At 37.2% G+C, this 16,252-nt stretch carries 14 protein-coding genes and 1 other annotated feature; of the genes, 2 read left to right on the top strand and 12 right to left on the bottom strand.

What is annotated here, in order from left to right; translation table 11 throughout:
* Positions 1 to 12: 12 nt before the first annotated feature.
* The 4 genes from pheS to FC19_RS04480 all read right to left on the bottom strand — a co-directional run bounded on the left by pheS (position 13) and on the right by FC19_RS04480 (position 3,257).
* On the bottom strand, positions 13 to 1,059 hold the full coding sequence (gene pheS, locus FC19_RS04465; protein ID WP_057875788.1) for a phenylalanine--tRNA ligase subunit alpha: 1,047 nt from the start codon (positions 1,057 to 1,059) through the stop codon (positions 13 to 15).
* 77 nt (positions 1,060 to 1,136) lie between these two features.
* Positions 1,137 to 1,375: a binding site (T-box leader), on the bottom strand.
* Positions 1,376 to 1,417: 42 nt separating this feature from the next.
* Positions 1,418 to 1,756, bottom strand: coding sequence for a winged helix-turn-helix transcriptional regulator (locus tag FC19_RS04470; protein WP_057875789.1), 339 nt, complete (start codon positions 1,754 to 1,756; stop codon positions 1,418 to 1,420).
* A 98-nt stretch (positions 1,757 to 1,854) separates the two neighbouring features.
* A complete protein-coding gene (locus FC19_RS04475; RefSeq protein WP_057875790.1) occupies positions 1,855 to 2,355 on the bottom strand; it encodes an HD domain-containing protein in 501 nt (166 codons plus the stop codon).
* 131 nt (positions 2,356 to 2,486) lie between these two features.
* Positions 2,487 to 3,257 carry a TrmH family RNA methyltransferase gene (locus FC19_RS04480; RefSeq protein WP_057875791.1) on the bottom strand — a complete coding sequence of 257 codons (771 nt, stop codon included), beginning with the start codon at positions 3,255 to 3,257 and terminating at the stop codon, positions 2,487 to 2,489.
* Between the two features lie 117 nt (positions 3,258 to 3,374).
* On the opposite strand from FC19_RS04480, the gene FC19_RS04485 reads away from it, so the two are divergent.
* On the top strand, positions 3,375 to 3,647 hold the full coding sequence (locus FC19_RS04485) for an acylphosphatase (RefSeq protein WP_057875792.1): 273 nt from the start codon (positions 3,375 to 3,377) through the stop codon (positions 3,645 to 3,647).
* A 148-nt stretch (positions 3,648 to 3,795) separates the two neighbouring features.
* A complete protein-coding gene (gene yidC / locus FC19_RS04490) occupies positions 3,796 to 4,725 on the top strand; it encodes a membrane protein insertase YidC (RefSeq protein ID WP_057875793.1) in 930 nt (309 codons plus the stop codon).
* Between the two features lie 91 nt (positions 4,726 to 4,816).
* On the opposite strand, the gene FC19_RS04495 is transcribed toward yidC, so the two are convergent.
* From FC19_RS04495 to FC19_RS04530, 8 genes are all read right to left on the bottom strand, one after another.
* Complete coding sequence (locus FC19_RS04495; RefSeq protein ID WP_420805489.1) at positions 4,817 to 6,358, bottom strand: HAMP domain-containing sensor histidine kinase; 1,542 nt, start codon at positions 6,356 to 6,358, stop codon at positions 4,817 to 4,819.
* Between the two features lie 11 nt (positions 6,359 to 6,369).
* Positions 6,370 to 7,056: a response regulator transcription factor gene (locus FC19_RS04500; RefSeq protein ID WP_034986724.1), complete on the bottom strand. Its 687-nt coding sequence runs from the start codon at positions 7,054 to 7,056 to the stop codon at positions 6,370 to 6,372.
* 227 nt (positions 7,057 to 7,283) lie between these two features.
* The gene (gndA, locus tag FC19_RS04505) at positions 7,284 to 8,705 is read right to left on the bottom strand and encodes an NADP-dependent phosphogluconate dehydrogenase (RefSeq protein WP_057875795.1); all 1,422 of its coding nucleotides are present in this window, start codon (positions 8,703 to 8,705) and stop codon (positions 7,284 to 7,286) included.
* A 165-nt stretch (positions 8,706 to 8,870) separates the two neighbouring features.
* Complete coding sequence (clpX, locus tag FC19_RS04510; protein ID WP_057875796.1) at positions 8,871 to 10,118, bottom strand: ATP-dependent Clp protease ATP-binding subunit ClpX; 1,248 nt, start codon at positions 10,116 to 10,118, stop codon at positions 8,871 to 8,873.
* A 180-nt stretch (positions 10,119 to 10,298) separates the two neighbouring features.
* The gene (tig, locus tag FC19_RS04515) at positions 10,299 to 11,615 is read right to left on the bottom strand and encodes a trigger factor (RefSeq protein WP_057875797.1); all 1,317 of its coding nucleotides are present in this window, start codon (positions 11,613 to 11,615) and stop codon (positions 10,299 to 10,301) included.
* A gap of 442 nt (positions 11,616 to 12,057) precedes the next feature.
* Positions 12,058 to 13,245 (bottom strand): elongation factor Tu, encoded by a 1,188-nt coding sequence (tuf, locus tag FC19_RS04520; protein ID WP_057875798.1) that lies wholly within the window; start codon positions 13,243 to 13,245, stop codon positions 12,058 to 12,060.
* Positions 13,246 to 13,454: 209 nt separating this feature from the next.
* Entirely contained in the window at positions 13,455 to 14,357 is a 903-nt protein-coding gene (locus FC19_RS04525; RefSeq protein ID WP_057875799.1) for a hypothetical protein, read from the bottom strand.
* Between the two features lie 169 nt (positions 14,358 to 14,526).
* The gene (locus FC19_RS04530; RefSeq protein ID WP_057875800.1) at positions 14,527 to 16,239 is read right to left on the bottom strand and encodes a ribonuclease J; all 1,713 of its coding nucleotides are present in this window, start codon (positions 16,237 to 16,239) and stop codon (positions 14,527 to 14,529) included.
* Positions 16,240 to 16,252 lie beyond the last annotated feature (13 nt).

The raw sequence follows: 16,252 nt of genomic DNA on the forward strand, positions 1-16,252 counted from the left end.
AATTAATCTATCCTACCCTCTCTGTGAAAATTGTTTTAGGAAGCGCATATCATTCAAATAAAATTCACGAATATCATCGACCCCGTATTTCAGCATCGCAAAGCGGTCAGGTCCCAGTCCAAAAGCAAATCCACCATAGACATCAGCATCGATACCCGACATTTTAAGAACGTTCGGATGAACCATTCCTGCACCTAAAACTTCTATCCAACCTGTATGTTTGCAAACTGAACAGCCTTCGCCGCTACATTTAAAACAGGAAACATCAACTTCAACAGATGGCTCTGTAAATGGAAAATAACTAGGGCGCAAACGAATTTCGCGTTCTTTACCGAAAACTGTTCTAGCAATAAGTTGTAAGGTTCCTTTCAAATCCGCCATTGTGATATTCTTATCAATCACAAGACCCTCGATTTGATGAAACTGATGCGAATGCGTAGCATCATCGGTATCACGGCGGTAAACTTTCCCTGGAGAAATCATTTTCAATGGACCTTTGGAGAAATCATGCTTTTCCATTGTTCTTGCCTGTACAGGTGAAGTCTGTGTTCTCATCAAGAATTTATCAGTAATATAAAAGGTATCCTGCATATCACGTGCTGGATGATCTTTAGGTAGATTCATCATTTCAAAATTATAATGATCCTCTTCAATTTCAGGACCATCTACCACCTGGTATCCCATTCCTAAGAAAAGTTTTTCAATTTGATCAATGACTTGCATGATAATATGTGGCTGCCCTGTCTTAACTGGTACACCAGGCAGAGTGACATCAATTTTTTCTTCTTCTAGACGTTTCGAAGTTTTAATAATTTCAATACGTTCTTTTCTTTCTGAAATAGCACTTGAAAGTTCATCACGAACTTTATTTGCAAAACTGCCTACATTTGGTCGCTCTTCTTTAGGTAAATCCCGCATTCCGCGCAAAACCTCTGTAATTGGTCCTTTTTTGCCCAACACATTAACGCGAATATCATTAATCTTTTTTAGATCTTTAGCATTATTGATTTCTTCAAGCGCGTTTTTTTTCAGTTCAGTTAACTTATCCTTTAAACCCAAAACATTTCATTCCCTTCATAATCAAAACAATTATTGAACTAGCAAAAATAAATAAGTACAAAAAAGACCTCATCCCTAAAAGGGACGAGGTCTCGCGGTACCACCCTTGTTCCAGTATGACAAAATATACTTAGGCATACCGGCACTCAACATGTTAACGGCCATGAAATAACCGGCACACTATTCATCATTACGAATCCCAGTGGCAACTCAGGAAGTGAATTTCGAGTGATATCTCATAGAGCACTCACAGCCACTGTGCTCTTCTCTTAGATACTTGAATATCAACTGTACTCTTTTCCGTCTTAGTCTTTTACTAGTTCATTATTCTAAACTTGAATTAAACATTCGTCAAGCCTCATCCACAATCTTCTGTGTCATACCACTTTTTAGACCATTGATGTATTTTACGCATAATTCCACGTAGATCCTCGCCTCGCTCAGTCAATTGATAACAGAACCGGCAACTATCTTCCAGTAAAACCCTCTGTACCAAACCAGCCTCTTCCAATTCCTTCAATCTTTCGACAAGCACCCTATCACTGCATTTTTGAACTTTACTTGCTATATCTTTAAAACGTTGTGACCCTTCAGTCAGCAAAACATCAATAATGAGCCCATTCCACTTGCGACCCAAAATGCTGAATGTCTTTTCAAAAAAAGGGCACTGCTCGTAATTATTGGCTGTCTTTACCATTAAATCACCTCCACCATAAAGTCCTTGAAGTAATTATTTGATCACTGTACAAAAAAAAGATCCACAATTCGCAAAATGCAGATCTTTTCAAAAGCTGCTTATTTAATAAGCCCCAAGCCATGTTTAACTCTTGACTCATAACGTTCAAGCAAAGGAACGCTCACTTCAGATGTCGCTTCATATTTATCAACAAAGGTTACAATATAGCCTTCCAAATAACGAGGCGGCATCATTGTTGCGCCCCACATATGCTTAATAATAATGTCTTTTTCTAATTTCGATAAAGTTGTTATCTTTTCTGCATTGCGTACTGCAATTCGAGGGTGAATCCATGCATGCGTTCCAGAACTGAATTTAGTGGTACGCCAATCGTAATAAAACAGATCATGCAACAACCCAGCACGTGCAGTCGCTTTAGCATTCAGATGCATTTTCTTAGCAATTCGATAACTATCATAAGAGACAGAGATCGAATGCTCAAGCCGATTAGAAAAGTAATGTTGTTTAAACTCTGCAAGTCTTTGAACCTCAGGTTTTTCAAGCAGTTCACCGACATAACTCATATATTCGGAATCTTTACGCCACTCATTCGTCTTCATGCAATTCCCCTTTTTAATATTCTAAATACATGATAACTGATTTTAATATTCTAAATACATGATAACTGATTTTAAATAATTTGCAATCTAAATGAACCAAAATTTTGTCTTATTTTAGATAAACTTAAAGTTTAAGCTTTAAGTTGAAACATTAGTATTCCAGCAGCAACAGCAACGTTCAATGATTCGGCATGACCCATTATAGGAATATAGAGATTACATGTCGTGTTTTGCAAAAACTCTTTGTGCATCCCATTCCCTTCATTTCCCATAATGACAGCGAAATCGTGCTGTTTTTCGATTGTATCATACGGTTTTGCATCTGGATTTAACTCGGTTCCGAAAACCGGCATGTGCTGTGTGTGCATCTTCTGGATCCAGCTGCCCAATGAGCCTGTAATCACCTTGATATGAAACTGGCTTCCCTGCATTGCTCTAACAACTTTGGGCTGATAAACATCTGCTGTCCCATCTCCAAATATTACACCTGAAAACCCAGCTGCATCTGCTGTTCTTACCATTGTTCCAATATTTCCAGGATCCTGAACTGCATCCAACATCAGCCATGCTCCTTGAAGAACAATATTTTCATCCTGGGTATCTTCTAAGGAAACAACCGCGAAAACCCCTTGTGGGCTGGGGGTCTCACTTAAATGATTAGCAACTTCTTCTGAAATAATGATAGTTTCGTGTGTATCTTTATTCATGGTTTCAATTTCGTCAAGATATTTAAAATTTTCTGTCACAAGTAGAAAGCTTATGTTGATATCTGAAATAAAAGCTTCTTTTACTAAATGCCAACCGTCTAAAAGGTAGGCTTTTTGTTTTTGTCTTCCTTTTTTGGTAGCTAGTTTTTTCCATTCTTTAATCTGTTTGTTTTGTGCTGATTGGATTACTTTCATTATCTTCCTCTTTCACATCTTTAAATGAAGTTATAAGTATAGCATATTGTTCGTCTCTTCGTTTATACTGAATATATAATAAGATTCTATAAATCACAAGTTGGGAGGGAAATTACTATGCAAGCAGTCAAGTTAACCATTTTTGGACGTGTGCAGGGAGTTGGTTTCAGATACTGTACCAAATTAGTTGCAGACCATCTTGGAATTACAGGTATTGTACGCAATAACTCCGATGGCTCTGTCTATGTCGAAGCACAGGGTGAACTCTCTGAATTAGAAACTTTCATCGAAAAAATCAAGGTTTCACCTACACCAAGTGGAAAAGTGGAAAAATTAATTGTCACTAAGATACCACCAATTGAGTATTCAGATTTTCAAATTACCTACTAATACTAACGGTCTCTATCCCAATACCACTTTTAAACTACTCTTTTTAATTAAAAAGGACTCTTCTGCTTCTCATTTCCGTGTGTTGATTGAAAAAGGAGGTCTAATACAGTATAGTTATAATCGTAGTTTATTTGAAAGGGTATGAATGATGAAAAAATTAAAACATTTAACTTTGATTCCAGCTTTTCTAACGATCAGTTTACTACTTAGCGGCTGTGTTCAAAGGACAAAGAGCGGCAAACCTTATGGGTTGATTTACGACCATTTAGCAATACCAGGACAGCATCTACTTGTTTGGCTATCAAGTCATCTTGGAGGCAGTTATGGATGGGCCATTATTGTCATCACCTTTATTGTAAGAATGGCACTACTTCCTGTCATGCTCAAACAATCAAAAAATGCAACAATTCAACAGGAAAAAATGGCTTCAGTTAAACCACAAATGGCGGACATTCAAAAACGCCAAAAAGAAGCAAAAACACAAGAAGAAAAGGCTGCTGTTAGTCAGGAAATGATGCAGATTTACCGTGACAATGGTATTTCCATGACTGGTGGTATTGGTTGTCTTCCTATACTGATTCAAATGCCGATCTTCGCAGCTTTGTACGCAGCTATTCAATATTCTCCAGAGCTGTCGCGTTCCTACTTTATGGGCATCAATCTAGGAAAAACAAGCTTCGTCTTTACAGCTCTTTCATTTGTAGTTTACGCACTTCAGGGCTACCTTTCAACTATCGGTATACCTAAAGAGCAGAAGAAACAGATGCAGTCAATGATGCTTATCAGTCCGATCATGATTACTTTTATGACGATTATTTCACCTGCTGGTTTAGGACTTTACTTTTTCATTGGAGGGATCTTTGCCTGCATCCAAACTTTGCTTATCAACCTGATGAGGCCAAAAATACGTGCTGAAATACAGGCACAAATGAAGAAAAACCAACCGAAAAAAATTATTACACCAAGCGCTCCTCCGGTTCAGAAAAAGTCTTCTAAAAGTACAGTACAAAAAAATACTCAAAGTGATACTCAAAGTACCAATCGGAAAAGAAATGCAGGCAAGCAAAAACGACGCTAGTCTGAAAATTATTGACACACGGTTTGCAAATTGGAGACTCTTTAAAAAAAATAGCGATATATTCGTTAACCTCGAATATATCGCTATTTTTTTAGTCTGTATGTTTTTCAACTTCTTTGTTTTCATTTTCTCTAGTTGACTTATCATTGTGTTTTTGAACTATTGGCAATGAAATCCGAAAGACCGAGCCTTGACCTAGGACGCTTTCAACCGTAAGCTTCCCACGGTAACCTTCGATCAATCTTTGAGCAATAGACAGACCTAACCCATTTCCACCCTTATCACGGCTTCGTGCCTTATCAACACGATAAAAGCGGTTAAAAACACGCTTGATATTACTTTGTGAGATACCTTCACCAAAATCTTGAACAGCAATATCAACATACCGTGCATTTTTGGCAACAGATAAATGAATTTCTTTGCGTTTCGTTGAATACTTGACAGCATTATCTAACAGAATAATTAAAACCTGTTCTAAATGATTACGATACATTTGAACTGCCGTAGACCCATTCAAATCATCATCAAGAACAAAAACAAAATTTGGTTTAATCATCTTAAAATTATTGAAGACCTGTAGTACTACTTCACGCGCATCTGTAATTTCTTTGCCAAAATGAATTTCAACCTGTTCAGCACGTGAGAGGTCAAGCATTTCCTGAACTAGACTTTTCATCCTATTTATTTCCTGCAATGAAGCAGAAATTGATTCAGCTAGTACCTCTGGATCATTTTTCCCCCAACGATTTAGCAATTCAAGATGCCCTTGTATTATCGCAACTGGAGTGCGTAACTCATGTGAAACATCCTCTACGAACTGCTGCTGTTGCTCAATATAGCGTTGCATTTGATCAAGCATATTATTGAACAAATTGCCCAAGTTCGAAAGCTCATCATTATATCGTAACGCTGGAACTCGGATATTAGCTACCGGATCACCATCTTCTGCCTCATTAATCTTGTCAATTGTCTTATTGATATCATCAATCGGTCGCAATAGCCATAACGATAAAACATAGCCTAATAACGAACTAGCTAGCACTGCCGTCAAACCAAACACAAGAAAAATCAAAAGTAATTTATTACGCGCAGCATCGTATTCGACTAAGCGATTGGTAACTTGTATATATCCCCGAAGCTTGTGCTCCTTCTTAGAATATATTGCACTTCGTCGAACAAAAATATTTGTTTCACCAACTTTTTGAATTTTCTCGGCTGAACCTGTGCGTGAAAACTTAATCGGCACCCCGCGTGAAGCAAAAAGCTTTTTCCCACTCAAATCATACACACTGACACCAATGTTTTTGCGGGAGAGCGTAACGAAAAGTGAATCCGAATATAAACTGGATGAATTCTCTTCCCTATCTTCAACTGAATTGAAATTCGAGCTCAGAAGTGGCTTTACTTTGTCCTTTGTCAATTCCCCATCTTTGCGGCTTAAACGCCCAGATACAACACTAATTGCATCTGTCACATATTGTTTTTCTTGTCTCAATAGAATATTCGAAAAGCTTTGATACAACAAGGTCGCAAAAACAGCAAAAATTAACAAAACACCGATTCCAGTTCCAATCGACCACTTCATTCTTAACGAAAACCTGTATGTGTGTTTTCTATTCTGCGCTTTTTTCACCTTGTTTTTCATCACGAACGCATCACATACCCGGTTCCGCGTACTGTCTGAATGTAACTTTCTTCGTCAGGCCTGTCAATTTTGTTACGTAAATATCTAATATATACATCAACAACATTTGTTTCGATTTGTGATTCGTAACCCCAGACCTTCTTCAAAAGAACATCACGTGCCAAAACAACATTTACATTTTCCATCAAAGCAAGTAATAATTCGTACTCACGTTTAGTCAGCTCAATTATTTCATCTCCGCGACGAACAACTCTGTTTTCTTTTTCAATTGTTAGATCACGATAAGTAACCTTAGTCTGCTTAGAAGCATTTTGTTCACTTTCAATGTCAATTCTTCTCAAAAGCGCTCGTAAACGTGCTAGTAATTCCTCAATTGCAAACGGCTTAACAATATAATCATCCGCTCCATGATCTAGTCCAGATACTCGATCAATAACTGAATCACGTGCTGTCATCATAATAATCGGCGTATTTTTTGTCTGACGAACACGGCGGCATACCTCTAGTCCGTTCAGAACCGGCAGCATTAGGTCTAACAGTATTGCATCCCAATCCTGCTCCAAAGCAGCCTCAAGGCCAGTACGGCCATTGTAGTGGACCTGGGTTTCGTATCCTTCATGTTGTAATTCAAGCTCAACAAATCGAGCTAGGTTCTTTTCATCTTCAATAATTAAAATTCGACTCATTTTGTACACTCCTATGACTTTCTATTTATTCTAGTCTAATCACCTATTAACATTAATTAAATATTATCTAAGCTTAATTTAACATAAAAAGTAAAATTATTCGTTATCTTAATAAAAAAATTTTTTTAGATATTTCACCCTAATCTAAACCTTAAAAAAAACAATGAATCCTTTTGATTCATTGCTCTTTCGTTTAAATAGGCGCTCTAAGTAATAAATCTTGTTTATTACTCTTCGTGATACCACTCATAATGGTACGTACCCTCTTTATCAGTGCGTTCATAAGTATGTGCCCCAAAATAATCTCGTTGAGCCTGAATTATATTTGCTGGTAAAACTTCAGAACGATATTGATCAAAGTAAGTGATTGCCGCAGTGAATCCAGGTACAGCAACTCCAGCTTTAATCGCAAGAGCAGCAACATCTCGAACAGCAGCTTGATATTTGTCAGTAATATCTTTGAAGTATGGATCCAACATCAAATTACTTAATGCTTTGTCTTTATTAAATGCATCAGTAATTTTCTGCAAAAACTGTGCTCTGATAATGCAACCTTCACGCCAAATCATAGCCAAATCCCCGTACTTAAGGTTCCAGTCATAATGTTCAGAAGCGACCCGAAGCTGTTCAAATCCTTGTGCATAACTCATTATCTTACTGAAGTACAAAGCTTGTCTTATTTTTTCAACAAATTCTTTTTTATCGATGTTCAATTCGCTTAATTTTGGACCGCCGAGTACCTTGTTGGCCGCCACACGTTCATCCTTTAAAGCTGAAATATAGCGTGCATATACAGACTCAGTAATCAACGACTGCGGTACACCTAATTCAAGAGCACTTTGTGAACTCCATTTTCCAGTTCCCTTGTTGCCCGCACGGTCAAGAATGACATCAACGATTGGTCTGTCCGTTCCTTCATCATCTTTACGTGTAAGGATATCAGCAGTTATGGACATCAAATAACTGTCCAGCTCGCTTTTATTCCACTCTTTAAAGATGTCTGCAATCTCTTCAACATTTAATTTCAAAACGTTGCGTAATAAATTGTAACTTTCTGAAATTAATTCCATGTCCCCATATTCAATTCCGTTGTGGACCATCTTGACGTAATGTCCCGCACCATCTGGTCCGATGTAAGTCACACAAGGTGTGCCGTCTTCAGCCTTAGCTGAGATCTTTTCTAGAATTGGTGCAACTAAATCATATGCAGCTTTTTGACCGCCCGGCATCAATGAAGGACCTTCAAGAGCACCTTTTTCACCACCAGAAACACCCATACCAATAAAGTTAATTCCAGATTGGTCAAGTTCCGCATTGCGGCGAACTGTATCCTCAAAGAAGGTATTGCCCCCATCAATAAGGACATCTCCCTTTGTTAAATGAGGAAGTAATTGCTTGATCATTCCATCAGTCGGTGCACCAGCTTTAACCATTATAATTATTCGACGAGGAGTTTCCAGAGAATTTACAAAATCCTTGATCGAATAACTGGGAACTAAATGCTTATCAGGATGGTCAGCGACTACCTTTTCTGTTTTTGAACCTGTTCTGTTATATAAAGCAACAGTGTAACCGCGGCTTTCAATATTAAGAGCAAGATTCTTACCCATAACAGCCATTCCGATCACACCAATTTGCGGCTTATCCATGATCAAACCTCCTACATTATTCATTTACTTCCTAATGTTACCAAAAACAAGACTAAAATTAAAGCTGGATTAGCAAATTATCGTGATAAAGCCAAAAACTCATTAGTCATTTAACTCAAGCAAAAAGCCAAGAACTTCATATTCTTGGCTCTGCAGTAACTGTGCTTAGGAAGCCTTCTTGTCATCTACAACTAATTTTGGCAAGCGATTACCATCAACACTGCTTTTGTCCACAACCACTTTCTTGATATCATCACGACTAGGAATTTCGTACATAACATCACGCATTGTGTTTTCAATAATTGAACGCAGCCCACGTGCTCCTGTATTGCGTTCAATCGCAAGACGCGCAACTTCTTTCAAGGCACTTGGTTCGAAATTCAAGCCAACGTCATCCAATTCTAAAAGTTTGGAATACTGTTTAACCAGAGCATTTTTAGGCTCTGTTAAAATGCGTACCAAGTCATCTTCATCTAGTTTTTCAAGCGCCGTTAAAATTGGAAGCCGTCCTATGAATTCAGGAATCAAACCAAATTTCAATAGATCCTCAGGAATAATCTGCTGCATTAAACTCTTGCTCTCATCATAGGATTGCTTAGTATCTACACCAAATCCAATTGCCTTATCACCCAAACGGTTTTTGACCATTGTTTCAATCCCATCAAAGGCCCCTCCAACGATAAACAAAATATTCGTTGTGTCAATTTGAATAAGTTCCTGTTGCGGATGTTTTCGTCCTCCCTGAGGCGGAACACTTGCAACTGTCCCTTCCAAAATTTTTAAAAGTGCTTGTTGGACACCTTCACCCGAGACATCACGCGTTATTGAAACATTTTCGCTTTTCTTTGCTATCTTATCAATTTCATCAATATAGATAATGCCACGTTCAGCACGGTCAACATCAAAATCAGCATTTTGCAATAACTTCAGTAGTATGTTCTCAACATCTTCCCCAACATATCCTGCTTCTGTCAGAGTAGTTGCATCTGCAATTGCAAACGGGACACGTAAAATCTTAGCCAGGCTTTGAGCCAGAAACGTTTTCCCTGAACCAGTTGGTCCAACTAAACAAATATTACTTTTCTGCAGTTCTGTATCATCATCACTTTTGTCTAAGGCAGCATTGACACGTTTGTAGTGATTATATACAGCAACTGCCAATGTTTTCTTTGCTTGCTCTTGGCCGATCACATATTGATTCAAAATATCAACAATTTCTCGTGGCTTAGGTACACTTAAGAGTTCTTCAGACGCTTGTTCTCTAAATTCCTCATCAATTATTTCTTTGCACAAATCAATACACTCATTACAGATATATACTCCAGGGCCTGCAACAATTTTCTTTACTTGATCTTGAGATTTACCACAAAACGAGCAGACAACCGGTCCATTTTTATCCGTATTTTCAAACATCTTTATCCCCCTTAATACCATCTTTATTCTTACATTCTAACAAACTAATATTCTAAACGCTAACAGTTAGTTTTATAATACAATCGCTTAACAAATAAAGAAAAGCCAAGAAACAAAGAATCACGTTGGCTGTAAAAAGTCCAACGTGATTAGATATCAAATATAAACCTGATTAACTATTTATTTGTTCCCGTTTTCCGTTGTCTTCTTTTCACGAGTCTGCTTTGCAGAGTCAGCTATTTCATCAACAACTTTGCGGATAGCAATATCATGCTTCAACATGTCATTACTCAAAGCTGAACGAACAGCGTCTTCTTCCATATTATACTGCTCAGCTAACTTTTTAATTTCTGCGTTGATGTCATCATCACTCACATTTACGTCCTCAGTCGCAACAATTGCTTCAAGCACCAAATTTGTTTTAACACGTTTTTCAGCATCTTTTTCAAATTGTTTATGCAAATCTGCTTCTGTTGTTCCTGTCAGCTTATAGTAAGTTTCTGCATTGATACCTTGTTGTTGCATTCCTGCCAAGTATTGATCCATTTGACGATGAATATCATCTTCAAGCATTGCATCAGGAATTTCGTCAATCTTGGCATTCTCGACAGCTTGGTCAATTGCTTCATCTTGGATTGCAGCCTTTGCATCTGCAACTTTTTTCTCCTTGAGTTCATCCTTGATTTTTGCTTTTAACTCTTCAAGTGTGTCAACTTCTTCATCAACATCTTTAGCGAAGTCATCGTCCAATTCTGGGAGTTGTTTTTCTTTAACTTCATGAATTGTGACATCAAAGATTGCCTCTTTGCCTCTCAAATCCTCAGCTTGGTAATCGTCGGGGAAAGTAACCTTAACAGCTACCTTATCTCCTGCTTTGTGATCAATCAACTGATCTTCAAAACCAGGAATAAATGAGTTTGAACCTAATTCGAGTGAATGGTTCTCAGCTTTCCCACCTTCGAATGGTTTATCATCAATTTTACCTTCAAAATCAATAATAACCGTGTCACCCTTCTTAGCTGGTTCATCTTCCTTTAAAACTAATTCAGCTTGTTCTTGACGTTTCTTTTCAAGTTCAGCTTCAATATCAGCTACAAGAACACGTGTAGGATGAGGTGTGACTTCTAAACCTTTATATTCTCCGAGCTCAACTTCAGGTTCAACCGTTACTTCAGCAGTTAAAACCCAATTTTTATCTTTTTCCAAGCTCTCAACATCAACTTTAGGTTGATCAACTGGTTTAATTTCTGCTTCTTGTACAGCTGCTGAATATGCATCAGGCAACAAAATATTTAAAGCATCTTGGTAAAGCGATTCTTCGCCATACATTCTATTGAAAATTTGGCGAGGAACTTTACCCTTTCTGAATCCTGGAACATTTAGATTTTTCTTAACACGTTTAAAAGCGGCATCTAAGCCTTCTTTTATTTTATCAGGTGTAATTTCAAAGGTTAACTTTCCAGTGTTTGCACCTTGTTTTTCCCATTTTGTAGACATTATTTTCCCTCCGAGCGAAAAAATTTGTACAATTTATTTACTAATTGCATACTAAGCTAGTTTACCGTAGTTGAAGCAAATTGTAAATAATTCTTGCTAAAAAAACAAAAAACCCTTTAAATTTGAGAAATACATACAGCCCTCTGGCCCTCACTCCCTAAGCATCTGTTTCGCTCATTTATAACTTATACGAAACATTTATCTGTTTCTTACACAATATGCTGCTTTGTAAATACTACTTTGCTTAATTCGACAACACTACTTTTCCAATCTAAAGTAGAAAAATAGTTTTTTGAAAACTATCTTATACACTCCTTCAACCACGCATCTTAAAAATAACAAAAAAATACACCCGCCGCAAGGACGAGTATGTCTTTATGGAAATTATTAGAATCATGGACACAAAAAAAGTTCGGAGAATCCCGAACTTTTAATGGAAAAATTAATCATCAATTTCTGAAACAACACCAGCACCAACGGTACGGCCGCCTTCACGAACAGTGAATTTAAGACCTTTTTCAATAGCAACTGGAGCAATCAATTCAACTGTGAATGTTACGTTATCGCCAGGCATAACCATTTCTACGCCTTCTGGCAATTCGATAACACCAGTAACATCAGTTGTATGGAAGTAGAATTGAGGACGATAGTTTGAGAAGAATGGAGTATGACGTCCACCTTCTTCTTTAGTCAAGATATAAACTTCACCCTTGAACTTCTTATGTGTTTGAATTGAACCAGGTGCAGCAAGAACTTGTCCACGTTCAACTTGTTCACGGTTAACACCACGTAACAACGCACCAACGTTATCCCCAGCTTCACCAAGATCAAGTGTCTTACGGAACATTTCCAAACCAGTAATAGTTGTCTTCAAGACATCGTCTCTCAAACCAACGATTTCAACTTCGTCACCAACTTTAACTGTACCACGATCGATACGGCCAGAAGCAACTGTACCACGACCTGTAATTGTGAAGACATCTTCAACAGGCATCAAGAATGGCTTGTCAGTTGGGCGTTCTGGTGTTGGGATATATTCATCAACTGTATCCATCAATTCTTGGATCTTAGCTTCTGCATCTGCATCGCCTTCGAGAGCTTTCAAAGCAGAACCACGGATAACTGGAATATCATCACCAGGGAAATCATATTCGCTTAATAATTCACGAACTTCCATTTCAACTAAGTCTAATAATTCTTCATCATCAACCAAGTCGCACTTGTTTAAGAATACAACAATGTAATCAACACCAACCTGGCGAGCAAGCAAGATATGTTCACGTGTTTGTGGCATAGGACCATCAGTTGCAGCAACAACCAGGATAGCACCATCCATTTGAGCAGCACCAGTAATCATGTTTTTAACGTAATCAGCATGTCCTGGGGCATCAATATGTGCATAATGACGCTTTTCTGTCTCATATTCAACGTGAGCAGTGTTAATTGTGATACCACGTTCACGTTCTTCTGGAGCAGCATCGATTGAAGCATAATCCTCAGCCTTTGCTAATCCTTTGGCTGCCAAAACTTTTGTAATAGCAGCTGTTAAAGTTGTTTTCCCATGATCAACATGGCCAATTGTACCAATATTTACATGGGGTTTTGTTCTTTCATAATGTTCTTTTGCCATTAATACGAACCTCCTGTATTTTTGCAAGAAAAATCCGCAACAAAAACAATTGCTGATAATCCTTTAAATTTTATTATACTACTTCCGCACGGAAATACCAAATTTTAGTTATCCCGTAAAGAAGAATCCTTAAGCTATTATATAGACGAAAGAACCATTTGTAAATACTTAAGTTTGAAAAAAAAAAAATGTCTTCAAAAAGTAGCCTATTACCTTATTTCCCACGTTAAAAGTTCATTCTCAAGAAGAGCAGACCATTTTTTGACTTGAGATGGAAATTGCATTGAAGGATCATCCATCAAAAGAGCATGTAACCAAAGTTCTGTTGGTTGAACAATTCTTTGCTCGTAAGGATAAAGTAAAATTAGTTTTAACCTTACTTCATGCCAGCCTTCACTTGTCAAAAACTGATTTTTATCCTCTAAAAGCTTTGTTTTAAGATAATTATAAATAGTTGTAGTTTCCAGTGAATGTAATTTTTCTGGCACTAGCTTATGTTTTTCTTGGTCTAGAAAATAAAATGAAACTTGTTTCGTTACCTTCAACAATCTAAAATCGTCGATAATGTTTGCCTTTATTAATGAATGAATATCCGGGTCATTAAGAAGATACTCAGCTACTTGAAAGAATATTTTACTAGGCAAAAAATAAACTTTTTTAAAAATTTCTCTTTGCTCAAGCGCTTCATTTTGTCCACAGTGCATGATTTGCTTTCTTAAACTATTAATTGTGTTAGCATTTACTGTTAAATATTCTCTTTCTTCTTCATCAATTAATTTTCTGAAATTTTCTCGTTCCTCCTTGCTTAAATAAGCATCAATTGAAATGAGAACTTTCTTTAAATGAACGAAACGTCCTGCTTTAGCATTTGTTATGATGTATTTTCTGAAATAATCATTATTTTTTATATATTCAGAAAGATACTCTTCAGCTAGTTCTCCAGCCTCTTTGTAGTCCCCGTTTTTAGCCAATGCTGCAGCAAGTAAGAAATTGCAACGGAAACTCTTTTTAATAAGATAGCACTCCGTCAGCATCTTACAGGCTTCATCATATGCATTATTATTAAGTGCAGTAACTCCTCGTTTAAATAATATTGAGTAGTCATTTTCCACATTAGCCCTCCTCAACAAAAAGGGTTGGGGCCTTTTCGGCCCTAACCCTTAAACATATTGCCTACTTCAGCAAATAAAATAATTAAATATATTTTTTTGAACAGCTAAAGTATGCTTTTATTCATAAACAAAAATATTTTCATTATGCATTCAGTCAAAGAGAAAGAAATTAGCCTTCATCACTAGCTGGTTTCTTTTTCTTCTTGTTGAAATGACGATGCTGATTAATCTCCATAATTACAGGTAAGATAACCGGATGTCTTTTAGTATGTTCATACAGAAAGTGATTTAACTGTTCTCGAACATCTTGTTTTAAATGCCCCCAGTCAAACTCCTTGTTATCAAGATTCTGCTGAACTGCTTTTGAAACAAGTTCTGCACTTTCTGTCATTAGATCATGACTTGTTTTTACATATACAAAGCCACGCGAAGTAATTTTAGGTGTCTCAACGATTTTTTTCTTGCGCCTGTCAATTGTTACAACAGCGATGAAAACACCATCCTCAGATAGAATCTTACGATCGCGTAAAACAATATTCCCAATATCACCGACACCACTACCATCGATCAGCGTATTGCCAACCTCTACTGATGATGCAAGTAATAGTTTATCATGATCGTATTCTAAAATATCACCTTTTGAAGTAATGAAAATATGATCTTTCGGGATTCCAAGCTCGCGTGCCCATTCAGCATTAGCAGCTAATAGTCGATATTCTCCTTGAACTGGGATAACATATCTCGGTTTCAGTAAATTCATCATTAATTGAAGATCATTACGGCTAGCATGGCCTGAAGAATTAAGTTCGTCTGAAATTGCCTTAACATCGGCCCCCGCACGATAAATCATATCCCGTGTCTTTGCGACTGTAGTCTCCATTGCATGCGATGGAGTTGTTGTAATAAACACCAAATCGCCTTCGTGCAATGTAACCTCATGGTGCTTCTTTGTAGCCATTTTTTGCAATGATTTTAACGGTTCGCCTGAACGGCCCGTTTCTAAAATAACCAGTTTTTCATCTGAATATTTATCAATATCTTTAATCGAAATTAATAAATCTTCTGCTGGAAGATGTAATTTACCTAAATCAAGCGCAGTATCCACGATCTCTTCAATATCGTGACCTGTTAAAGCAACTTTGCGGTCATTTTTTGCTGCGGCATCAAATATTTGCTGAATTCGTAAAATATTTGACGCAACACATGCAACAATAATACGTCCATTGCGATATTCAAAGTTGTCACTGATAAACTCAAATATCTTACTTTCATTTACTGTTTCTTTTGGATTCTCAGCATTAGCGGAATCACTCATCAATGCTAAAACGCCACGACTCCCAATTTCAGCCAAGCGTGCTAAGTCAGTTTGATAACCCTTGGTTGCAGTTTGATCAAATTTGAAGTCCCCTGTATAAACAATACTTCCCTTATCCGTTTTAATAACAATCCCAATCGATTCTGGAATAGAATGGGTAGTTTTAAAAACAGAAACTGTTGCATCATTAAAATCGATTTCCGTTTGATCGTTAATAACATGGAAATCATCAAATTTAGCAACCTTAGCATCATTTCGAACACTAATCTTTGCCAAAGCAATCGTCATTTCAGTTCCAAAGACTGGTACATCAAATTCGCTGAGAAAATAAGGAAGTGCACCAATCGCATCAGCATGTCCATGTGTTAAAAACACTCCGACGATTTTATTTGCATTCTCACGTAAATACCCAAAATCAGGAATAACAATATCAATTCCTAATAATTCATTTTCAGGATATTTCAACCCACAATCTAAAACATAAATTTCATCATTCACTTCAACAGCGTACATATTTTTTGCATTTTCACGTACTCCGCCAAGTGGAATGATTTTTATTTTACTCATTCTTTCACCTCTC

Source organism: Liquorilactobacillus aquaticus DSM 21051 (assembly GCF_001436755.1).
Taxonomy (GTDB): Bacteria; Bacillota; Bacilli; order Lactobacillales; family Lactobacillaceae; genus Liquorilactobacillus; species Liquorilactobacillus aquaticus.